Origin of the sequence: Streptosporangium sp. NPDC020072, from assembly GCF_040631445.1 — a bacterium.
In the GTDB taxonomy this organism is placed as follows: Bacteria; Actinomycetota; Actinomycetes; order Streptosporangiales; family Streptosporangiaceae; genus Streptosporangium.
The window spans coordinates 476,845-497,545 of the sequence record NZ_JBEYAB010000001.1 but is presented as its reverse complement, the minus strand read 5'-3'; the positions used below and the strand labels follow the sequence as shown (position 1 = coordinate 497,545).

Here is a 20,701-nt window from a genome sequence, read left to right as displayed (position 1 = left end):
CCGTGGCTGCCTCGTGACCTGGGGTGCGTACGGTGAATTACTGCGAGTCCGATCGCTCGCGCGGTTATCGGATCGGTGACGACTCCGGCGTTGTCACCATCCGCGTCAGCCGGAGAGCACACACTGATCGTGTGCCGTCGTGGGACGCGGAGGACGAAGGACGACGCGTTCTCGACGGCAACGCGGGCACGGCAAACGGAGACCGCCGCGCACGCGAGACGAACCGAAACCGATGGGCAGACGACATTGATCCGCTGGCGTGACCCCCGGGTAGCGCTGACCGCCGCGGCCTTGACCGGCGTGGCGGGGCTGGTTGCCGCCTTTCTCAGTGGTGCTGCCGTTGTGATCGTCGGCGCGGTCGCGGGCGTTACGGCCGCGGCGTTCGCCGCGTTCTCGCTGTTCGCCGCCGCGCGCCGTCCGTCCGACCGGGCCAGCGCGCTGGCCTGGCGCTGGCTCGCCGCGGGCAGCGCCACCTGGCTGGTCGGCATCGCCGTACGGCCGCTGGCCGACGGGACGCCCTTCGTGGTGACGTTCGCCGATCTGGTCCTGCTCGCGGGCACCGCGATGCTCGCCGTCGGCACCGGTCTGTGCGCGGTCAGACAGGCGCGTGGTCAGGCGCTGTTACGGGACCTGGCCGACGCCTATGTCTGCGCGGCCTCGCTCTTCGTCATCGGCTGGGTGTCGTTGTTCGGCCCCGCCTACCGCGACGCGGGTGACGCGGGGACTTTCGCGGTCACCCTCGCCTCACCGTTGCTCTGCCTGGTCCTGGCCTGCGCGGTCGGCCCGGCCGTCGTGCCCGCCAGGCGTTCGGCCTGGCCGGTCGGGCTCGCGGCGCTGGCCGTACTCGCGGCGGTCACCGCCTCGGAGACCGTCACCGCGCTGGCCAGACTGACCGGTGACGAGCCGCCGCTGGGCCAGGTGTGGCTGGCGCCCGCGGCCTTCCTGCTGCTCGCCGCGGTCGCGTGGAGTGACCGTACGACCCGCCCTGACATCTCCGGCGAGGACCGGGACGGGGCGGCGGGCGACGCCATGGCGGAGGCCGTGGCGGAGCCGGGGGAGCAGCAGGAGGCCGAGTCCTCTGCGGCGGAGGGCGAGACGGAGGAACTGGTCGGGCAGACGGCCTCCTCGCTGCTGTCCGCCGCGCCGCTGGTCCTGGTCGTGGTCGCCGCCGTGGTCGTGCTCCTGCGGGTGCTCGGCGGTGGCGTCCAGGGGCCGGTGCCGGTCCTGGCGCTGGTCTCGGTCTCGGTCGTCGTCGTCCTGGTGCTGCGGCTGTTCGTCGTGCTGATGGAGACCGGCCGGATGCGGCGCCTGGTCGATCTCGGGGAACGGCAGCTGCACGACTTGGCGGAGAGCACCGGGGACGTGGTCCTGGTGTGCGACTACGAAGGCGTGGTGCGTGAGATCGGCGAGGGCGTCGAGACCACGTACGGCTACCGCCCCGAGGACATCGTGGGCAGGAGGATCTTCGACTACATCCACCCGGAGGACGTGCCCGCCATCCAGGTGGCGATGCGCGCGATGAGCCTGGACGAGGAGCCCGCCGAGAACGCGGGGACCTGCATGGTCGCCTGCCGGGTCAGGGCGTCGGACGGCACCTGGCGGCCGACGGAGTCGGTCGCGACCCGCCGGGTCCGCGGCGAGGAACTGCTGCTGGTGACCACCAGGGACGTCAGCGACCAGGAGGCCCTGCGCAACCAGGTCGCCCATCTGACCTTCCACGACGGTGTCACCGGGCTGCCGAACCGGGCCTACTTCGAGGAGCGAACCCGGGAGGTGCTGGCCCGTCCCGGCGCGGGCGCCGCGGCCGTGGTCTTCCTCGATCTGGACGGTTTCACCGCGGTCAACGACTCGGTCGGCCACGCCAGCGGCGACTACCTGCTCGGCCAGGCGGCCCGCAGGCTGCGCGCGGCCGTACGGGCCGACGACACGCTGGCGCGGTGGGGCGGGGACGAGTTCGCGGTGCTGCTCGAAGGGGCGACGGACGCCCAGACGGCGGTCGACCTGGCCGAGCGCCTGGTCCGCACGGTCTCCTCGGAGCCGTTCCGGGTGGCGGACCGCGACGTCGCGCTGACCGCGAGCGTGGGGGTCGCCTTCGCCGACGAGGACGTCTCCTCGGCCGATCTGATCCGTAACGCGGACGTGGCGATGGCCCGCGCGAAGGAGCTGGGCGGGCGCCGGGTCGAGGTGTTCGCCGCGCACATGCACACCGATGTGGTCAGGCGCCTCGAACTGGCCGCCGACCTGCAGCGGGCGCTGCTGGAGAACCAGTTCGCCATCGAGTACCAGCCGGTCGTCGACCTGGCCACCTCACGGGTCACCGCGGTCGAGGCTCTGGTGCGCTGGTGGCGGGGGAGCGCCTTCGTGCCGCCCGAGCTCTTCCTCGGCCCGGCGGAGGACACCGGCCTGATCGTGCCGTTGAGTGAGTGGATCCTGCGTGAGGCCTGCCGGGAGGTCGCCTCCTGGCACGCCTCCTCGTGGAAGATCGGCCTGTCGCTGAACCTGTCGGCCCGCCAGATCATGGCGCCGCGCTTCGTGGAGAGCGTCGAGTCGGCCCTGTCGGAGAGCGGCCTGCCGCCCAGCGCGCTGACCCTGGAGGTCATCGAGGAGATGCTGGTCGAGGACGCCGAGGAGACCGTCAACCGGCTCTCCGAGCTGCGTGAGCTGGGTGTACGGCTGGCCATCGACGACTTCGGCACCGGTTACGCCTCGCTCGCCCTGCTGCGGCAGCTCCCGGTCGACATGATCAAGATTGACCCGTCGTTCGTCTCGGGTCTCGGACGCGACGAGACGCTGACCCTGCTGACCCGCACGATCGTACGGCTCGGCCACGATCTCGGCCTGATCGTGGTCGCCGAGGGCATCGAGCGTCAGGAACAGCTCGAACTGCTGCGCGAGATGGGGTGCACCAGGGGGCAGGGCTTCCTGGTCGCGCGGCCGATGGCGGCGCGCGGGGTCGACTCGCTCATGCACACGGACATGCCGAGCATGCCGAGTGGCGTCTGACGGACCGGCCAGCTTTGAAGGCCGTTTTACCTGGTCAGCGACCGGGGGTGGGAAAGGCGCCGTCCAGGTTCCCGTATTTTTCCGTCTCGTATCGTGAGATCGCCGTCCCATGAATTTGACGTGGGCCCGGTACGTCGGCCATGGTGGACCCATGCATCACCGTGGGATTCTCGTAGTACTTCGCCGGCGCGCGGGCCGATAGCGAAGCACCTCGTCCTGCGCGCCGCCCCAGATCCGCCATCCCCGGCGGGATGGGGCATTTTTTATGCCGTTGTAGAGATCGACCCCATCAAACATGCTCAGCCACACAAGGAACGAGCCGATGACCGAACAGATGACAGGAGCCCAGGCCCTCGTGAGGGCACTGGAGAACGTCGGAGTCGACACTGTGTTCGGGATTCCGGGCGGCGCGATTCTTCCCGCCTACGATCCCCTATACGACTCTGTCAAGGTCCGGCACGTGCTCGTACGGCACGAGCAGGGCGCCGGACACGCCGCCCAGGGCTACGCCCAGGCCACGGGCAAGGTCGGGGTCTGCATGGCGACCAGCGGCCCGGGAGCGACCAACCTGGTCACGCCGATCGCCGACGCCTACATGGACTCGGTCCCGATCGTCGCCATCACCGGCCAGGTGACCAGCGCGGCCATCGGCACCGACGCCTTCCAGGAAGCCGACATCTCCGGCATCACCATGCCGATCACCAAGCACAACTTCCTGGTGACCGACCCGGCCGACATCGCCAGGACGATCGTCGAGGCCTTCCACATCGCGGGGACGGGCCGTCCCGGGCCGGTGCTCGTGGACATCTCCAAGGACGCGCTGACCAACAAGACCGTCTTCCAGTGGCCCCCGGTGATGCAGCTCCCCGGCTACCGCCCGGTGACCAGGCCGCACTCCAAGCAGATCCGCGAGGCGGCCAAGCTGATCGCCGAGTCCAAGCGTCCTGTCCTGTACGTGGGCGGCGGCGTGCACAAGGCAGGGGCGGCCGGGGAACTGCTGGAGTTCGCGGAGCTGACCGGCATCCCCGTGGTCACCACGCTGATGGCGCGCGGCACCTTCCCCGACAGCCACCGCCAGCACCTGGGCATGCCCGGCATGCACGGCTCGGTGCCCGCCGTCGGCGCGCTGCAGCGGGCCGACCTGCTCATCGGACTCGGTGTCCGTTTCGACGACCGCGTCACCGGCAACCTGGACAGCTTCGCGCCGTACGCCAAGATCGTCCACGCCGACATCGACCCGGCGGAGATCTCCAAGAACCGGCACGCCGACGTCCCGATCGTCGGCGACTGCAAGGAGGTCATCACCGAGCTGATCAACGCGGTGCGCAACGAGAGCCGCAAGGGCGACTACAGCGAGTGGTGGAGCCAGCTCGACGCCTACCGGGAGACCTACCCGCTGGGCTACACCGAGTTCGAGGACGGCTCCATCGCCCCGCAGTACGTCATGCAGCGGCTGAGCGCGGTCGTCGGCCCCGACGCGATCTACACCGCGGGCGTCGGCCAGCACCAGATGTGGGCCTCCCAGTTCATCGGCTACGAGAACCCCGGCTCCTTCATCAACTCCGGCGGCGCGGGCACGATGGGCTTCGCGGTCCCCGCCGCGATGGGGGCGAAGATGGGCAGGCCGGACACCACGGTGTGGGCCATCGACGGCGACGGCTGCTTCCAGATGACCAACCAGGAACTGGCCACCTGCGCCATCGAGGGCGTGCCGATCAAGGTCGCGATCATCAACAACGGCAACCTCGGCATGGTCAGGCAGTGGCAGACGCTCTTCTACAACCAGCGCTACTCCAACACCAACCTGCAGACGGTCCGCCGCATCCCCGACTTCGTGAAGCTCGCCGAGGCCTACGGCTGCGTCGGCCTGCGCTGTGAGCGCCCGGAGGACGTGGACGAGGTCATCAAGAAGGCCATGGAGATCAACGACGTGCCCGTCGTGATCGACTTCGTCGTCCACGAGGACGCCATGGTCTGGCCGATGGTCGCGGCCGGGACCAGCAACGACGACATCAAGTTCGCCCGTGACATGGCGCCCGTCTGGGACAGCGAGGACTAGCGGTGGGCGAGCGGACCGACAGGCACAGCGGTGTTCCGGCGGACGGCCGGGCGAAGGGAATGGCATGAGCAGGCACACGCTCTCCGTGCTGGTCGAGAACAAGCCGGGCGTGCTCGCGCGCGTCGCGGCGTTGTTCAGCCGTCGCGGTTTCAACATAGACTCGCTGGCGGTCGGGCCGACCGAGCACGAGGACATCTCCCGGATGACCATCGTGGTCAACGTCGAAGACCTCCCGCTTGAGCAGGTCACCAAGCAGCTCAACAAGCTGATCAACGTGCTCAAGATCGTGGAGCTCGACCCGGCTCAGGCCGTGCACCGTGAACTCACCCTGATCAAGGTGCGGGCCGACGCCGAGAACCGTTCGAGCGTGCTTGAGTTGGTCAACCTCTTCCGGGCGCGCTGCGTGGACGTGGCTCCGGACGCCGTGACGATCGAGGTCACCGGCACTCCGGACAAGCTGCAGGCCTTCATCAAGCTGCTGGAGCCGTACGGCATCAAGGAGCTTGTCCAGTCGGGCATGGTGGCCATCGGCCGCGGTGCCCGTTCCATCACCGACCGTTCTCTCCGGGCCCTGGACCGGAGCGCGTAGACCGTACGAGCCGTACGGGAAAACCCGAAAGGTTAAGAGAGTGACTGAGATCTTCTACGACGACCAGGCCGACCTGTCGATCATCCAGGGCCGGCACGTGGCCGTCCTGGGCTACGGCAGCCAGGGCCACGCCCACGCGCTCTCCCTGCGCGACTCCGGCGTGGACGTCCGGGTCGGCCTGCCCGAGGGCTCCAAGAGCCGCGAGAAGGCCGAGGCCGACGGCCTGCGCGTCGTGTCGCCCTCGGAGGCCGTCGAAGAGGCCGACCTGACCATGATCCTCGCGCCGGACCACATCCAGCGCCACCTCTACGCCGAGCACGTGGCCCCGAACCTCGTCGAGGGCGACGCGCTGTTCTTCGGCCACGGCCTGAACATCCGCTACGGCCTCATCGAGGCGCCGGAGGGCGTCGACGTGGCCATGGTCGCCCCCAAGGGCCCGGGTCACCTCGTCCGCCGCCAGTACACCGCCGGGCGCGGTGTGCCCTGCCTCGTCGCCGTCGAGAAGGACGCCAGCGGCAACGCCTGGGACCTGGCCCTGTCCTACGCCAAGGGCATCGGCGGCACCCGCGCGGGCGCGCTGAAGACGACCTTCACCGAGGAGACCGAGACCGACCTGTTCGGTGAGCAGGCCGTCCTGTGCGGTGGCGTCTCCGAGCTGATCAAGGCCGGGTTCGAGACCCTGATCGAGGCCGGCTACCAGCCCGAGGTCGCCTACTTCGAGTGCCTGCACGAGATGAAGCTGATCGTCGACCTCATGTACGAGGGCGGCATCCACAAGATGTACTGGTCGGTCTCCGACACCGCCGAGTACGGCGGCTACTCCCGTGGCCCGCGCGTGGTCACCAAGGAGACCAAGGAGGAGATGCGCCGCATCCTCGCCGAGATCCAGTCGGGCGAGTTCGCCAAGGAGCTCGTCGAGGAGTTCGACAGCGGCCAGAAGAAGTTCACCGCCTACCGCGAGGAGCTGGCCGAGCACCCGATCGAGAAGACCGGCGCCAAGCTGCGTCCGATGATGAGCTGGCTCAAGTAGCGGGGCCCGTCAGAGCGGTCGCCGTACGGCCCGCGTCCCCGCGACGGTTCACGTCACGGGGGCGCGGGCCGTACGCGTCTCCCGCCGGGGTCAGTGCCTGGCGAAGTCCTGTGTCCAGTAGACACGGCCGCGCGGGCTGGTGGCCATGCCGATCCCGATGTGGGTGTAGGAGCAGGTCATGATGTTGCGCCGGTGACCCGGGCTGTTCATCCAGGCCTTGACCACCTCGGCCGGGGTCCGCTGGCCCCAGGCCATGTTCTCCGCCCACGCCGACAGCGGGCTGAACCCGGACGCCTTGATCCGGTCGGTCATGGTCCTGCCGTCCTTGGACGTGTGGTTGAAGTAGTTGTTGGCCGCCATGTCGGCGGAATGCCCCTGGGCGGCCGAACGCAGCCGGGAGTCGTCCCTGAGGGCCGGGCAGCCTCCGGCCCGTCGTTCGGCGTTGGTCAGCCGGAGCACCTCCTGGACGGCCTTGGGGACACCGCACGACAGGGCGGCGTTCTTCGAACGGCCGGTGTTGCCCTGGTCGTCGGTGACGACGGCGTAGTAGACACCGGAGACGCACGGCGCCGTCACGGTGACCCGTCCGTTGACGCCCCGCAGGGAGGCGCTCCTGACGGTGGGGTCGGTGCCGGTCCTCTCCTGCATGATCCGGATGCGGACCAGGGCGCTGCCGATGCAGCCGACCCGGATGGCGGAGGCCTGGATCTTCCCTGCGGAGGACACGGCCGGGGCGGCGGCGTAGACACGGCACTCGGCCTGCCGTACCTGCGGCGCCGTCACGGCCTCGGCACTCTGGGCGGTGGCGCTCGGCGCGCCGAGCGCCACCAGGCCCCCGGCACAGGCGAGTATCCCCAGAGGTCTGCGCATGGTGGTTCCTCCAGATCGTTGGGCGCTGGATGGGTTCCGCATTCTGCCGGGGGCGTGCCGTCCGTGTCACCACGTCGCGGCCGACGATCACGGTCTCCGGCCCGCGCGACGATCCGGAAACGTTTCCGCCCTCCGGGAGCGTCACCCGGGAGACCGTGCGCTTGAATGTGGCCATGGTCACGCCGGCACCCGTCCCCGCACCCCTGATCGTTCCCCGTGCGGTGCGCGTCGGCTACGGTGTCGGCTCGGTCTGCACTGGAACGTTCTCCACGGTCCCCGGTCTGCTGCTGCTGTTCTACATGACCAACGTGCTGGCGGTTCCCGCGTGGGCCGCCGGGCTCGTGGTCTTCCTGCCCAAGCTGTGGGACATGGTCCTCGACCCCTGGGTGGGGCGCCGCTCCGACCACACGGTCTCCAGGTTCGGCGCGCGCCGTCCCTGGATGCTGCTGGGCGCGCTCACCCTTCCGGTGACGTTCGCGCTGATGTTCGCCGGGCCGCCGCTCACCGGTCTGCCCGCCGCGCTGTACGTCGCGGTCTGCTATCTGGCCACCGCGACCGCCTACGCCTTCTACGAGGTGCCCTACAAGGCGATGGCCGCGGAGATGACCGACGACTACCACGAGCGTTCCGCGCTGCTGCAGTGGAAGATGGTCTTCGTCGGGGGAGCGATCCTGCTGTCGGGCTCCGTCGCTCCGGCGGTCGCGGGCGACGAGGTCTCCGGCTACCGGCTGATGGGCCTGCTCGTCGCGGCCGTGTTGCTGGCCTCCATGCTCGCCTCCTTCTTCGGTACGGCCCGCGTTCCCGCCCCCGAGGCCCCCAGGGCTCCCAGGATCCCCGGGGCGCGCGGAGCGGGACCGTCGATCAGGGCCCAGTTCGCCGAGGCCAGGTCGAGCGGGGCGTTCATGCCGCTGCTCGCGCTGGGCTGCGCGCAGATGTTCGCCGCGGGGGTGCTGCTCGCGGGCGCGCCGTACTTCGCCACCTACATCCTGGGAGATCCGGGGGCCGTCACCACGCTCTTCATGTGCGTCGTCGGGCCGTTGCTGGTCACGATGCCGCTGTGGGTGCGGCTGTCCCGGCGCTACGACAAACGGGGTGCGATGGCCCTGGGGTCGGCGCTGTTCGCGGCGGGCGCGGCGGGAACGGCCCTCTCGGGAAGCTTGGGGCCCGTCTACGCACATCTGTGCCTGCTCGTCGTCGGTGTCGGCTACGCCGGGCTGCAGCTGCTGCAGGTCTCGATGCTGGCCGACGTCGTGGCCCACGACACGATGGTGACCGGCGGGCGCCGCGCCGGGTCGTTCACCGGGCTCTGGGCGGCGTGCGAGACCGTGGTCTTCGCGCTGGGCGCGCTCGTGCTCGGCTGGCTGCTCGGCGCGGCGGGCTTCGTCGAGTCGGGCCCGACGAACCCGGTCGCGCAGCCGGAGGCCGCGGTCGCGGTCACCCTGTACGGCGGGACCCTGCTGCCCGCCCTCTTCGCCGGGATCAGCCTGCTGCTGGCCAGGCGCTACCCCCTGACCGCGCGGACGCTCGCGGCAGGAGGGGTCACCCCAGCTGGGGAGTGATCACCAGGAAGACGCAGTCGCCGAAGGACACGACGTCTCCGGGACGGACCTTCGCCGGGCCGACCAGCCGCCAGTCGTTGAGCCGGGTGCCGTTGAGCGAGCCGAGGTCGACGACGATCCAGCCCTCCCCGTCGCGGCGCAGTTCGGCGTGGATCCGGGAGACGGTCAGGTCGGCCAGGACCAGGTCGCAGGCGGAACCCCGGCCGACCACGTAGCGGGTGCGGTTGTCCCCGGGCAGCGCGAGCCTGGGCAGCCTCGGGCGCCGCCAGGCGGACTCCACCCGTTTGGTGAAGTCGGAGGCCGAGGCGACGATCTCGGTGACCATCCGGCGGAAGCGGCCGCGTTGCGGTAGATCGGCGACCAGGTTCTCCAGCTCGCCCTGACTCTGGGCGCGCAGGGCCATGTCCACCCGGCCGAGGAACGTGTCGTGCGAGAGGTGACCCTCGACGGCGCGGTCACGAAGCTCGTTGATCGCACGATCGCGGTCCCCGTCGGAGGCGCGGGCCGGGGGATGCGTCGAGCTCATCCCCCGAGTATCCGCCCCAACGGTGGAACCTGTCCAGAATATGCGGATCTCTTGCGACAACCATACTCGGTATGCATACTCGGTATTCATGGCGATCAAGCAAGGACTCCTCGCTCTGCTGAGCCGGGGACCCCGCTACGGCTATCAGTTGCGGGCCGAGTTCGAGGCGTCGACGGGGGCGACCTGGCCGCTCAACATCGGCCAGGTCTACACGACGCTCTCCCGCCTGGAGCGTGACGGCCTGGTGACACCCGGCGAGCAGGACGAGCAGGGCCGGGTCGTCTACACGATCACCGAGGCCGGTCTGACCGAGATGGCGCGATGGTTCAGCACCCCCGTCGCCCAGTCGGACCGGCCTCGGGACGAACTCGTCATCAAGCTCGCCATGGCGGTCGCCGCCGGCGCCGACGTACGGCCTGTCATCCAGGCCCAGCGCGTGGCGACCATGCGCACGCTGCAGGAGCTGACCCGGGCGAAACGGGCGAACGCGGAGAGTCCGGCGCAACGGCTGGTCATCGACTCGATGATCTTCCAGGCGGAGGCCGAACAGCGCTGGCTCGACCACTGCGAGGCCGTGCTCACGGCCTCCATCCAGACGCAGGAGAGACATCGATGAGCACAGAACCGGTCCTACGGCTCGCGGACGTGACCCGCGTCCACGGCGAGGGGCCGCAGGCCGTACGGGCGTTACGGGAGGTGAGCCTGGACGTGGCGGCGGGGGAGCTGATCGCGGTGATGGGGCCCTCCGGCTCCGGCAAGTCCACACTGCTCAACCTCGCGGGCGGCCTCGACACCCCGACCTCGGGCGAGGTGGCCGTCGAGGGCACGTCGCTGACGGGCATGCGCGCCGCGGATCTCGCCGGGCTCCGCCGCCGCCACGTCGGCTACGTCTTCCAGGACCTGAACCTGATCCCCTCGCTGACCGCCGTGGAGAACGTCATGCTCCCGCGTGAGCTGGACGGCGTCAGGGCGGCCCAGGCCCGGCGGGAGGCGAGGGAGGTACTGGCCGAGGTCGGCCTCGCCGACGTCGCCGACCGCTTCCCCGACGAGATCTCCGGCGGCCAGCGCCAGCGGGTCGCCATCGCCCGCGCGCTGGCCGGCCAACGGAGGCTGATCCTGGCCGACGAGCCGACCGGCGCCCTCGACACCCCGACCGGCGACGAGGTCCTCCAGCTCCTGCGCACCCGCTGCGACGCGGGAGCGGCGGTCCTCCTCGTCACCCACGAGCCCCGCTACGCGGCCTGGGCCGACCGGGTGGTCTTCCTGCGCGACGGGGAGATCGCCGACATGACCTCCGCCCCCATGGAGAGCGCCCGATGAGCGCCCTGTTCGCCGCGCTGCGGATCTCCCGCAGGGACATCTGGCGCGCCAAGGCGCGCAGCGCGCTCATCGTGGTCATGATCGGCCTCCCGGTCCTGGCCGTCACCGCGGCCCTCACCCTCTTCGCCACCCGTGAGCTCACGCCCGAGGAGCAGGTCCCCATGCTCCTCGGCGCGGCCGACGCCCGGCTGGTCGACACGGGGGAGAGCCGGCCGATCCGGCAGGATGTGCTCGGCGAAAGCTGGGAACCGTACGGCGAGCGGCGGGCGGAGCCGAGATCCCAGGAGCGGATCCAGGCCCTGCTCGGCCAGGGGGCGCGAGTCATCCCGGTACGTTCGGCCGACGAGGAGTACTCGACGGGTGGCAGGTACACCCCCATCGGCGTCGTCGAGCTGGACCTGCGGGACCCGATGACGAAGGGCATGTTCCCCCTGATCCAGGGACGCTACCCGCGGAGCGCCGACGAGGTCGTGGTCACCGCCTCCAGGAATGTCCCCGTCGGGGCGACGATCCGCTACACCCGCCGCGGCGTGACGAAACACGTGGTGGGCAGGGTGGTCGAACAGCGGACCGAGTACGGCGGCTCGCTCATCGGACTCCCCGGCTCGCTGTTGCCGGCCTCGTCCGGCGGGTCCGGCACGGACGACGCCTGGCTGGCCGACCTGCCCGCCCCGCTCACCTGGGCGGGGACGCTCCGCCTCAACCAGGCCGGGATCGCCGCGATGTCGTCGGCGGTGCTCGCCGACCCGCCCTCGGTGGGGAAGGGCCCGGGACAGGCCCTCGCCTTCCATTGGGGAGGAACGGCATGGACCACCTCGGGGATGGTCTCGGCCGTCTCGGGGATCGTGCTGGCCGTGATCGAGGTCGTGCTGCTCGCGGGCCCCGCCTTCGCGGTGGGCATCCGCCGTCGCCGCAGGGAACTCGCGCTCCTGTCCGCCCAGGGCGCCTCGGCCCGGCACCTCAAACTGGTCGTGCTGGCCGACGGGCTGACCCTGGGACTGGTCGCCGCCGTGCTCGGCCCGGTCCTCGGCGTCGGCGCCGCCAGGGTGATCGCGGCCGTCATGGGGATCTGGCCCGCCGGTGAGCTGGGGCCGTTCGAGGTGCCCGTCGGGCAGATCGTGCCGGTCGCCGTGCTCGGCCTGGTCAGCGGGGTCGCGGCGGCCGTGGTGCCCGCGGTGCAGGCGGCCGGGACGGACGCGGTCACGGTGCTCGCGGGCAGGCGTCCCACGGCGCGTGACCGGGCGGGCCGTCCACTGGCCGGCCTGGTCCTGCTCACGGCGGGGACCGCGGCGATGCTCTACGGGACGGTGAGCATCGAGGCGTGGATCTATCTCGGTGGGGCGCTGGGCCTGCTCGGCCTGGTCATGGTGACGCCCTGGCTGGTCAGGTGGATCGGCGGGCTGGCCGGAGGGCTCCCGCTTCCCCTTCGGCTGGCCGTCAGGGACGCCTCCCGCAACCGGGGCCGTACGGCTCCCGCCGTGGTGGCGGTGCTGGCCGCCGCCGCGGCGTTCAGCACGGTCGCCGTCGGCGCCACCAGCAGCGTCGCGACGGGGGAACGGCACTACCGGACCGGCTACCCCCAGGGCACGACCGTGATCTACGGGGACGACGTCCCCAAGGAGACCTGGGAGCGGATCAGGCCGCTCGTCGCCGAGGTGTTCCCGAGGACGACGCCGCTCGCGACGTACCAGGCACTCGACGGGGAGGGCGGGGCGCTGGACTTCGCGCTGGAGCGCCGTTCCTGTCGGAAATGCTTCACCTTGTGGGGGCCGCTGGGCACTCTGCCAGTGGGCGGCCCAGACCTGCTGCGCCTCCTGCTGGGCCGTACCGACCGGGCGGCGGAGGTCGCGCTGGCCGAGGGCAAGGTGGTGATCTTCGATCCGGCCGTGGTCAGGAACGGGGAGGTCCGGTTGGCCGTCCGGAGGCTCCCGGTGGGGGGCGAGAAGCCCGCGGTCACCATGCCTGCGGTCGGCGCCACCGTCCAGGGGCCCGCGCTGGTGCTCGGGGTGGCGCCGGAGGCGGCGGTGACCAGGGCGGGCTACGTCCCCGGCCTCATCGGGTTCATCGTTCGCCCGGAGGACGGCCGTCCCGACCCGGAGCGGGAGCGGCGGCTCAGCGAGGCGATACGCGTGATCACCCCCGACGTCACGGTCACGACGGCGGGGAGCGTGGACTCCGGCAGGATCGATCCCACCCTGTGGGTCATGGGGGCGCTGGCCTCGCTCGTGGTGCTCGGCGGTACGCTCGCCGCCTCGGGCCTCGCCGCCGCCGACGCCCGGCCCGACCTGGACACGCTCTCGGCGGTCGGGGCCAGACCTCGCACCCGCAGGGCGGTCGCGGCGGGGCAGGCGGTGTTCGTCGCGGGCCTCGGGGTGCCCCTCGGCCTGCTGGTCGGCCTGCTGCCCGGGTTCGCCATGGCGAGCCAGTCGGTCGTGCAGCGCAACGACTACCGGGAGGTCGGGTTCAACGGGGTCGCCTACCCCAAGCTTGAGATGGTCCTCAGCGTCCCGTGGCCTCCCCTCGTCGCCGTCGGGGTCGGGCTGCCGCTGCTGGCGGGACTGATCGCCCTGGCCTTCGCCAGGACCGGGGTCACGCTGACCCGGCGGCTGGGTTAGTCAGGCGGACAGGTGGCGGCCCGTTCAGGGGCGGGCCGCCACCTGTCCGGTTCAGTCGGTGGTGCCCGCGCAGACCACGTGGGCGCCGATCTCGATCATCCGCTGCTCGCTGCGGGCGTCGGCGACCCTGGCCATCAGGATCGGCGCCTCGCTGGCGGCCAGCTGCGGCAGCCGGGCGCGCACCCCGCGGTGGATGTCCCTGACCACGTCCTCGGCCGCCGACATGTGCACCTTGACGTGCAGCATGATCCCGGGGGCCCCCGAGGAGGTCTTGGCCTCGGAGATCCACACGTGGTGCACGAGCGGGTAGTCGGCGAGCACGTAGGAGATCGCGAAGCGCAGCGCGGGCAGGATCGGGTGTGTGCAGCGCCCGTAACCGGGATCGACCATCTGCATCGGCCCCGACAGGTGGGGACGCGGCGCGGGGATCCACGGTTGGGCGGCGGGCGCGGGCGGCACGGGGGCCGGGCCGGTGCGCCGGCCCGCCGCGGGGGTCGCCATGGGAGTCACCGAGGGGGTCACTGTGGGAGCCACCGGGGTAGCCGGAGCCACGGGGACGACCGGAGGCACGGAGGCACGCGGGACCGTGGCCATCGCTCCGGTTGCGTAGGCCGTCGGGGCCGCGCTCGACAGCGCGGGCGTCGGGCCGGTGCGGGTGGAGAGCAGGTGGCGCTGGAGATCCTCGATCGGTACGGCCGCCGCCGCCGGACCGGCGGCGTCGATCACGATCTCGCGCACGCCGGTGGCACGCTGGATGTCGAGGATGGTGTCGGCGTCGCACGCCGACAGGGCGTGGTTGCCGCGGTGGCGCGCGTAGGTGCTCTGCGAGGTGTAGCCGAGCAGGACCCGTTCGCCGGTCTGGGTCGTGCCGAGCACGACGGAGCGATCAGGGCGCACGGCCACGAGGAGCCCGTATTCGGCCAGCGCCGTCAGCAGCCGGTGCGGGCTGCCGTGTTGCGAGAGTACGTCGCCGAGAGCGGGGTTCCCGATGCTCATACACGGAACCTTAGGTAGAGAACCACGGCTTATCAGGGTAATCGCGAAGTTTTATCTAGATCAAGACCAAGATGAATTTTGTAGGCATAGAAGGTGTACGAAGTGGGTAACCGTCTCGGATCGCGGGACACTCGTGAACGCGTTCACAAGCCTCGATAGACTACGTGAGGTCCGTCCGCAGCCTCCACGTCTCCAAAGGATCCAGCCCGTGAACAAGCCCGTCGTACTGGTCGCAGAGGAACTCTCCGAGGCAGGTCTCGCCGTCCTGGGAGCCGACTTCGAGGTCCGCCACACCGACGGCGCCGACCGCGCCAAGTTCCTGCCCGCCCTCGCCGACGTGGACGCGCTCATCGTGCGCAGCGCCACCCAGGTGGACGCGGAGGCGATCGCCGCCGCGCCCAAGCTCCGTGTCGTCGCCCGCGCGGGCGTCGGACTCGACAACGTCGACGTTGAGGCCGCGACCAAGGCAGGCGTCATGGTCGTCAACGCCCCCACCTCCAACATCACCAGCGCCGCCGAGCACACCGTCGCGCTGATCCTCGCCTCGGCCCGCAACGTCGCCCAGGCCCACGCCGCGCTCAAGGGCGGCGAGTGGAAGCGTTCGAAGTACACCGGCGTCGAGCTGGACGAGAAGGTCGTCGGCATCCTCGGTCTCGGCAAGATCGGCCAGCTGGTCGCCCAGCGCCTGCAGCCGTTCGGCGTCGAGCTGATCGCCTACGACCCCTACCTGCAGCCCGCCCGCGCCGCGCAGATGGGCGTCAGGCTGGCCTCCCTCGAAGAGGTCCTGCGCGAGTCCGACTTCATCACCGTGCACCTGCCCAAGTCCAAGGAGACCGTCGGGCTCATCGGTGACCGCGAGCTGCACCAGGTCAAGCCGTCGGTTCGCCTGATCAACGTCGCGCGCGGCGGCATCATCGACGAGGGCGCCCTCTACTCCGCGATCAAGGAAGGCCGCGTCGCGGGCGCGGGCATCGACGTGTTCCCCAAGGAGCCCGTCACCGACAGCCCGCTGTTCGAGCTGGACCAGGTCGTCGTCACCCCGCACCTGGGCGCCTCGACCCACGAGGCCCAGGAGAAGGCCGGCACCCAGGTCGCGCGCAGCGTGAAGCTGGCCCTGGCCGGCGAGTTCGTGCCGGACGCCGTCAACGTCCAGGGCGGCGCCGTCGCCGAGGACGTCAAGCCGGGTCTGCCCCTGGCGGAGAAGCTCGGCCGCGTCTTCACCGCCCTCGCCGGTGAGGTCGCCACCAGGCTCGACGTCGAGGTGCGCGGTGAGATCGCCTCCCAGGACGTCCGCGTGCTGGAACTGGCCGCCCTCAAGGGCGTCTTCACCGACGTGATCGAGGACTCCGTCACCTACGTCAACGCCCCGCTCCTGGCCAAGGACCGCGGCGTCACCGTCGAGCTGGTGACCAGCGCGGAGAGCCCCGACTGGCGCAACGTGGTGACCGTCCGCGGTGTCCTGGCCGACGGCCGCGCCGTCTCGGTCTCCGGCACGCTCTCCGGCCCGCGGCAGGTCACGAAGATCGTCGAGGTCAACGGCTACCAGATGGAGATCGAGCCGACCGACCACCTGTCGTTCTTCACCTACGACGACCGCCCCGGCGTCGTCGGCGTCGTCGGCCGCATCCTCGGCGACCACGGCATCAACATCGCCTCCATGCAGGTCGCCAGGGACGCCAAGGGCGGCAAGGCCCTCATCGCGCTGACCGTCGACTCCGCCATCCCGGCCGAGGTGATCGACCAGATCGGCGGCGAGATCGGCGCCGACAGCGGCCGCTCGGTCGACCTGGCCGACTGATCCCGGAGCACGGTTCCCACGGCCGCCGTCCCCGTTCGCGGGGCGGCGGCCGTCTGCTTTTCCGGCCGAGCCTCGTCTCAATATGTGAGAAGCCTGCACGAGGGGTGAGACAGATTGCGGAGGGCCGGTTATTATGGCTGGTAATGCGCCAGGTTCTCGTACTTATTACCTGCCGCGGCGAGGCCTGACACAGGGGCGGGCCGGCAACTCGCCGCGGTGTGATGGCGTTCGTCGGCCCCGGTTTCCCGTCGATCCGTGATCCGGATCCGCGATCCGATGAGGACCCGTGACCAGGGTCCAGGCTCCCCTTCCTCCTTCAGCCAGCTCCGTGCGAACGAGACGAGAAGCGTCATGTACGACATGTATCCCTGGAACCGTCCCGAGGACAACGAGAACGAGGCCGCCCAGGCCCTGCAGACCGCGCTGGACCGCCGCGACAACGGCGGAGTGCCCCCGCACTCCTCCTGAGCCGGGTCCCTCCGAGGCCACGGGCGGTGCGGCGCCCGGGACCGGGAGAGGCGTGGGTCAGCGGGCGAGGGCCGTACCGGCCTGGGTCGACTGCCTGATCGCCGTGTCCAGCTCGGCCCGCTCGTCGGCGAGTTCGACCCCCTTGGGGTCCGGCCGTACGGCTCCCGCGAAGCTGGCGCGGCGCCAGGCCTGCAGCTTCTCCACCTTGACCACGTCGCCGCTGCGCGGGGCGTGGACCATGTAACCGGGCTTGGTGATCATGCCGACGTGACCGAGGTTGTGGAAGAAGACCAGGTCACCGGGTTTGAGGTTCTTCCAGGAGATCTTCCTGGCGAACGCGGAGTACTGCTGGGTCGTCGTGCGGGGCAGCCGGATGCCCGCGGCGCCGTACGCGCGGAGCATCAGGCCCGAGCAGTCGAAGCCGCCCCTGCCCGTGCCGCCCCAGACGTACGGTGTGCCGCGCTTGGACATCGCCCAGTTCAGCGCCTTCTTCCAGGCCGGGACCTTCCGCGCGGTCCCGGAGAAGCCGGCCGGGGCGGGTTCGACGGCGGGAGTGGTGAGCGGGGTCCGGGAGCTCTCCGCGGTGGGGGCCGGGTGCGCGAGGGCGAATCCGGCGGCGGCGAGCGCGAGGAGAGGAGTGGGGGAGGAGGTGGTGAGGGAGGAGTCCGCCAGTGCGACGGCGGGCGTCGCGAGGATGGTCGAGCCGGTGACGATCAGGGTCAGGACACGGGGGTAGGTCTTGCCGTTCAGGACCGTTCCTTCCATAGGGCCGGCCGGGTGAGCTGTCGGGCTCGGGCGTGGAGGTCGCCCTACGGCGCGTGGTGGCGCCGACTCGCCCCGAGGGGCCTCGTGGAAAACGCCGGAAACGTGCTCCGCCAGACGGAGTGCGGCTCGGACGCCCCGTGGACCCCGGAAGTGGTTCCCCGGCTCCGCGCGGACCGAAAGAGGGGGATGGCCTGCGCGAATTAGGCGACGATACGAATGGCCAGGACCTTAACGAAACGGTCAAAAGATCGCAAATAGGACAAACTTTTCAGGGCCTTCCGGGGCGGGAAGTGTCCGAGGGGTGAGATCGGTGGTTCGATTGTCGAGACAGAGCAGATAGGGTGCCCGTTATGGATTCGCGCAATGTTCGTCTGGCCGTCATCCCTGGAGACGGGATCGGGACCGAGGTCGTCACCGAGGGCCTGAAGGTCCTCGAAGCCGTCGGAACGAAGGTGGAGACCACCACCTACGACCTGGGTGCCGGCCGGTACCACAGAACCGGTGAGGTCCTTCCCGAGGCGGTCCTCGACGAACTGCGCGGCTACGACGCGATCCTGCTCGGCGCGGTCGGCGACCCCAGTGTGCCGCCGGGCATCCTGGAGCGCGAGTTGCTGCTCAAGCTCCGCTTCGAGCTCGACCACTACGTCAACCTGCGTCCGGTCAAGCTCTTCCCCGGCGTCGCGACCCCGCTGGGCGGCTCCCGCCCCGAGGACATCGACATGGTCGTCATCCGTGAGGGCACCGAGGGCCTCTACGCGGGCGCCGGTGGTGTGCTGCGCCGCGGCACGCCGTACGAGATCGCCACGCAGGAGTCGCTGAACACCGCCTACGGTGTCGAGCGCGTCGTCCGCTACGCCTTCGAGAAGGCGCTCAGCAGGCCGCGCAAGAAGCTGTCGCTGATCCACAAGACCAACGTCCTCACCTTCGCCGGTGACCTGTGGTCCCGTACCGTCGACCGGGTCAGCCTTGAGTACCCCGACGTCGCCACCGACTACTACCACGTCGACGCGGCCTCGATGTTCTTCGTCACCCAGCCGGAGCGGTTCGACGTGATCGTCACCGACAACCTCTTCGGCGACATCATCACCGACCTCGGCGCCGCCGTCGCCGGTGGCATCGGCCTCGCGGCCAGCGGGAACGTCAACCCCGACCGCACCGCGCCCAGCATGTTCGAGCCGGTCCACGGCAGCGCCCCGGACATCGCGGGCCAGGGCAAGGCCGACCCGACCGCCACGATCCTGTCGGTCGCCATGCTCCTGGACCACCTCGGCCTGACCGAGGAGGCGGCCAAGGTCGAGCAGGCCGTGGCCGAGGACCTGGTCGAGCGCCAGACCGGGTGGGCGAGCCGTACCACCCACGAGATCGGCGACGACATCACCGCCCGAGTAGCCGGCTGACAAGCCGCCCGCACGACCCCAGACGCGCCCGGTGGCTCAGCAGAGCCGCCGGGCGCGTCTTTTTTGTTCGTCTCACCGAGCAGGCTGCCGGATTTTGGCATATATGCAGTAGTTTTCCGGTGCCTGCTCCGTCCCAGAATGGACCGTAGGTGCACTCCGCCACGAAGAGAAGGACCGCCGCCATGACCACCGCTCAGAAGCTGACCTTCGACGTGCAGCTCTCCGACCACGCTCGCTCCACGGCCGAGCGCGAGCAGGTACTGGCGAATCCCGGATTCGGTCAGACCTTCACCGACCACATGATCTCCATCGACTACACCGAGGGGGAGGGCTGGCACGACGCGCGGCTCACGCCGTACGGCCCGCTCAGCCTCGACCCGGCGACGTCGGTCTTCCACTACGCCCAGGAACTCTTCGAGGGGCTGAAGGCCTACCGGCAGGAGAACGGCTCGATCGCCTGCTTCAGGCCGTACGCCAACGCCGCCCGCTTCAACCAGTCGGCGCTGCGCATGGCCATGCCCGAACTGCCGCAGGAGGCCTTCGTCGAGTCGATCGAACTGCTCGTGCAGACCGACCGCGAATGGGTGCCGACCACCCAGGGCCACAGCCTCTACCTGCGCCCCTTCATGATCGCCACCCAGCCCGCGCTCGGCGTCAACTACCCCTCTCGGACCTACCGCTACATGGTGATCGCCTCTCCCGCGGCGGCCTACTTCGGCGCGGCCAAGGCCGTCTCGGTCTGGCTGTCCACCGAGTACACCCGCGCGGCCCCCGGCGGCACCGGCTTCGCCAAGTGCGGCGGCAACTACGCCGCGGCCTTCGTCGCGCAGCGCCAGGCCGTCGAGCAGGGCTGTGACCAGGTCGTCTGGCTCGACGCCAACGAGCACCGCTACGTCGAGGAGATGGGCGGGATGAACCTGTTCTTCGTCTACGGCGACCGGCTGCTCACCCCCGCCCTGACCGGCACCCTCCTGCCCGGCATCACCCGTGACTCGATCCTCTCCCTGGCCGCCGAACTCGGCCTGACCGCCGAGGAGGGCCGCCTGTCGATCGAGGAGTGGCAGGCGGGCTGCGAGTCCGGCGACCTCACCGAGGTCTTCGCCTGCGGCACCGCCGCCGTGGTGAGCCCGGTCGGCTCGGTCAAGGGCGCCGACCGCGCCTGGACCGTCGGCGACGGCACCCAGGGCCCGGTCACCGCCAAGGTCCGCGAAGCCCTGGTCGGCATCCAGTACGGCTCCCGCCCCGACACCCACGGCTGGGTGCACAAGATCTGCTGACCTCACGGACCCGAGGCCGCCGGCGACCGGGAGCGTCAGCGACGCCACCCGGCCGCCGGCGGCCTGAACCCATGAGCTCCCCCGGCCGCACCCGCGGGCGCGCCGTCGGGTCATGTGGCGTGCGCGCGTGGGCGCCGTCCCACGGCCGGATCCGGGAAAGTCGCCTTCGGGTGGCCGTTCCCGCTGGTCAGAGCTGTCTCCGTGAACGGTTTCCGGGCGCGTCGGCGGGACGGGCGTTCCAGATCCTGAGATCAATGTGTCAAGTGGTGGTTGGGTGTGGCAGACTCCAAGACACCATGTTCTACGGTCTGCTCATTATCGGCAGGCGCGCTGGCTGAAAAAGGACACCGCCAGCGCGCAGACCTCTCACGTCCGTGAGGGGTTTTTTTGTTTCTCAGAGCCGAGAGAGCGCGCGGCGAATCACATCGA

The 20,701-nt window shown here is 70.4% G+C and carries 16 protein-coding genes and 1 riboswitch; of the genes, 12 read left to right on the top strand and 4 right to left on the bottom strand.

Annotation, left to right across the window (positions count from 1 at the left end):
- Positions 1-342: 342 nt before the first annotated feature.
- The 4 genes from ABZ470_RS02395 (at position 343) to ilvC (ending at position 6,681) form a co-directional block, all read left to right on the top strand.
- Positions 343-3,003, top strand: a complete 2,661-nt coding sequence (locus ABZ470_RS02395; RefSeq protein ID WP_362909449.1) for a GGDEF domain-containing protein — start codon at positions 343-345, stop codon at positions 3,001-3,003.
- Positions 3,004-3,298: 295 nt separating this feature from the next.
- Positions 3,299-5,062, top strand: a complete 1,764-nt coding sequence (locus tag ABZ470_RS02390; RefSeq protein WP_352010226.1) for an acetolactate synthase large subunit — start codon at positions 3,299-3,301, stop codon at positions 5,060-5,062.
- A 64-nt stretch (positions 5,063-5,126) separates the two neighbouring features.
- A complete protein-coding gene (gene ilvN, locus ABZ470_RS02385; protein WP_184720112.1) occupies positions 5,127-5,651 on the top strand; it encodes an acetolactate synthase small subunit in 525 nt (174 codons plus the stop codon).
- A gap of 49 nt (positions 5,652-5,700) precedes the next feature.
- Entirely contained in the window at positions 5,701-6,681 is a 981-nt protein-coding gene (gene ilvC / locus ABZ470_RS02380) for a ketol-acid reductoisomerase (RefSeq protein WP_352010725.1), read from the top strand.
- A gap of 90 nt (positions 6,682-6,771) precedes the next feature.
- Here the strand turns inward: ilvC and ABZ470_RS02375 are convergent, their stop codons facing one another.
- Positions 6,772-7,551 carry a CAP domain-containing protein gene (locus ABZ470_RS02375; RefSeq protein ID WP_362909447.1) on the bottom strand — a complete coding sequence of 260 codons (780 nt, stop codon included), beginning with the start codon at positions 7,549-7,551 and terminating at the stop codon, positions 6,772-6,774.
- 173 nt (positions 7,552-7,724) lie between these two features.
- Here ABZ470_RS02375 and ABZ470_RS02370 point away from each other — a divergent pair, with 173 nt between their 5' ends.
- Positions 7,725-9,110, top strand: a complete 1,386-nt coding sequence (locus ABZ470_RS02370) for an MFS transporter (RefSeq protein ID WP_362909445.1) — start codon at positions 7,725-7,727, stop codon at positions 9,108-9,110.
- On the opposite strand, the gene ABZ470_RS02365 is transcribed toward ABZ470_RS02370, so the two are convergent.
- Positions 9,091-9,636 (bottom strand): DUF1707 and FHA domain-containing protein, encoded by a 546-nt coding sequence (locus ABZ470_RS02365; RefSeq protein WP_352010229.1) that lies wholly within the window; start codon positions 9,634-9,636, stop codon positions 9,091-9,093. The two genes, ABZ470_RS02370 and ABZ470_RS02365, sit on opposite strands and share 20 nt — an antisense overlap.
- Before the next feature lie 88 nt (positions 9,637-9,724).
- Between ABZ470_RS02365 and ABZ470_RS02360 the strand changes: the two genes are divergently transcribed.
- From ABZ470_RS02360 to ABZ470_RS02350, 3 genes are read left to right on the top strand one after another with little or no spacing between them, the layout of a single operon-like run.
- A complete protein-coding gene (locus tag ABZ470_RS02360) occupies positions 9,725-10,252 on the top strand; it encodes a PadR family transcriptional regulator (RefSeq protein ID WP_362909443.1) in 528 nt (175 codons plus the stop codon).
- On the top strand, positions 10,249-10,956 hold the full coding sequence (locus ABZ470_RS02355; RefSeq protein ID WP_362774174.1) for an ABC transporter ATP-binding protein: 708 nt from the start codon (positions 10,249-10,251) through the stop codon (positions 10,954-10,956). The genes ABZ470_RS02360 and ABZ470_RS02355 overlap by 4 nt, the downstream gene beginning before the upstream one ends.
- On the top strand, positions 10,953-13,571 hold the full coding sequence (locus ABZ470_RS02350; protein ID WP_362909441.1) for an ABC transporter permease: 2,619 nt from the start codon (positions 10,953-10,955) through the stop codon (positions 13,569-13,571). Before ABZ470_RS02355 ends, ABZ470_RS02350 begins: the two co-directional genes overlap by 4 nt.
- Positions 13,572-13,622: 51 nt before the next feature.
- Here ABZ470_RS02350 and ABZ470_RS02345 read toward each other — a convergent pair whose 3' ends face one another.
- A complete protein-coding gene (locus tag ABZ470_RS02345) occupies positions 13,623-14,567 on the bottom strand; it encodes a hypothetical protein (protein WP_362909439.1) in 945 nt (314 codons plus the stop codon).
- 208 nt (positions 14,568-14,775) lie between these two features.
- Between ABZ470_RS02345 and serA the strand changes: the two genes are divergently transcribed.
- Complete coding sequence (gene serA, locus ABZ470_RS02340; protein ID WP_352010246.1) at positions 14,776-16,365, top strand: phosphoglycerate dehydrogenase; 1,590 nt, start codon at positions 14,776-14,778, stop codon at positions 16,363-16,365.
- Positions 16,366-16,641: 276 nt separating this feature from the next.
- Positions 16,642-16,833, top strand: a complete 192-nt coding sequence (locus ABZ470_RS02335) for a hypothetical protein (RefSeq protein ID WP_362909437.1) — start codon at positions 16,642-16,644, stop codon at positions 16,831-16,833.
- A gap of 57 nt (positions 16,834-16,890) precedes the next feature.
- Here the strand turns inward: ABZ470_RS02335 and ABZ470_RS02330 are convergent, their stop codons facing one another.
- Complete coding sequence (locus tag ABZ470_RS02330; protein ID WP_362909435.1) at positions 16,891-17,598, bottom strand: C40 family peptidase; 708 nt, start codon at positions 17,596-17,598, stop codon at positions 16,891-16,893.
- Positions 17,586-17,800, bottom strand: a riboswitch (cyclic di-AMP (ydaO/yuaA leader). Its footprint overlaps the gene before it by 13 nt.
- A gap of 148 nt (positions 17,801-17,948) precedes the next feature.
- On the opposite strand from ABZ470_RS02330, the gene ABZ470_RS02325 reads away from it, so the two are divergent.
- Positions 17,949-18,995, top strand: coding sequence for a 3-isopropylmalate dehydrogenase (locus tag ABZ470_RS02325; RefSeq protein ID WP_352010248.1), 1,047 nt, complete (start codon positions 17,949-17,951; stop codon positions 18,993-18,995).
- Positions 18,996-19,177: 182 nt separating this feature from the next.
- Positions 19,178-20,272, top strand: a complete 1,095-nt coding sequence (locus ABZ470_RS02320) for a branched-chain amino acid aminotransferase (RefSeq protein WP_352010249.1) — start codon at positions 19,178-19,180, stop codon at positions 20,270-20,272.
- The last annotated feature ends 429 nt before the right edge of the window (positions 20,273-20,701 follow it).

Excerpts from the sequence above, each read along its gene's own strand:
- ABZ470_RS02390 (WP_352010226.1), top strand. The coding sequence starts at position 3,299 with ATGCTCAGCCACACAAGGAACGAGCCGATGACCGAACAGATGACAGGA.
- ilvN (WP_184720112.1), top strand. The coding sequence starts at position 5,127 with ATGAGCAGGCACACGCTCTCCGTGCTGGTCGAGAACAAGCCGGGCGTG.
- ABZ470_RS02375 (WP_362909447.1), bottom strand. The coding sequence starts at position 7,551 with ATGCGCAGACCTCTGGGGATACTCGCCTGTGCCGGGGGCCTGGTGGCG.
- ABZ470_RS02370 (WP_362909445.1), top strand. The coding sequence starts at position 7,725 with ATGGTCACGCCGGCACCCGTCCCCGCACCCCTGATCGTTCCCCGTGCG.
- ABZ470_RS02365 (WP_352010229.1), bottom strand. The coding sequence starts at position 9,636 with ATGAGCTCGACGCATCCCCCGGCCCGCGCCTCCGACGGGGACCGCGAT.
- ABZ470_RS02360 (WP_362909443.1), top strand. The coding sequence starts at position 9,725 with ATGGCGATCAAGCAAGGACTCCTCGCTCTGCTGAGCCGGGGACCCCGC.
- ABZ470_RS02355 (WP_362774174.1), top strand. The coding sequence starts at position 10,249 with ATGAGCACAGAACCGGTCCTACGGCTCGCGGACGTGACCCGCGTCCAC.
- ABZ470_RS02350 (WP_362909441.1), top strand. The coding sequence starts at position 10,953 with ATGAGCGCCCTGTTCGCCGCGCTGCGGATCTCCCGCAGGGACATCTGG.
- ABZ470_RS02345 (WP_362909439.1), bottom strand. The coding sequence starts at position 14,567 with ATGAGCATCGGGAACCCCGCTCTCGGCGACGTACTCTCGCAACACGGC.
- ABZ470_RS02335 (WP_362909437.1), top strand. The coding sequence starts at position 16,642 with ATGAGGACCCGTGACCAGGGTCCAGGCTCCCCTTCCTCCTTCAGCCAG.
- ABZ470_RS02330 (WP_362909435.1), bottom strand. The coding sequence starts at position 17,598 with ATGGAAGGAACGGTCCTGAACGGCAAGACCTACCCCCGTGTCCTGACC.
- ABZ470_RS02325 (WP_352010248.1), top strand. The coding sequence starts at position 17,949 with ATGGATTCGCGCAATGTTCGTCTGGCCGTCATCCCTGGAGACGGGATC.
- ABZ470_RS02320 (WP_352010249.1), top strand. The coding sequence starts at position 19,178 with ATGACCACCGCTCAGAAGCTGACCTTCGACGTGCAGCTCTCCGACCAC.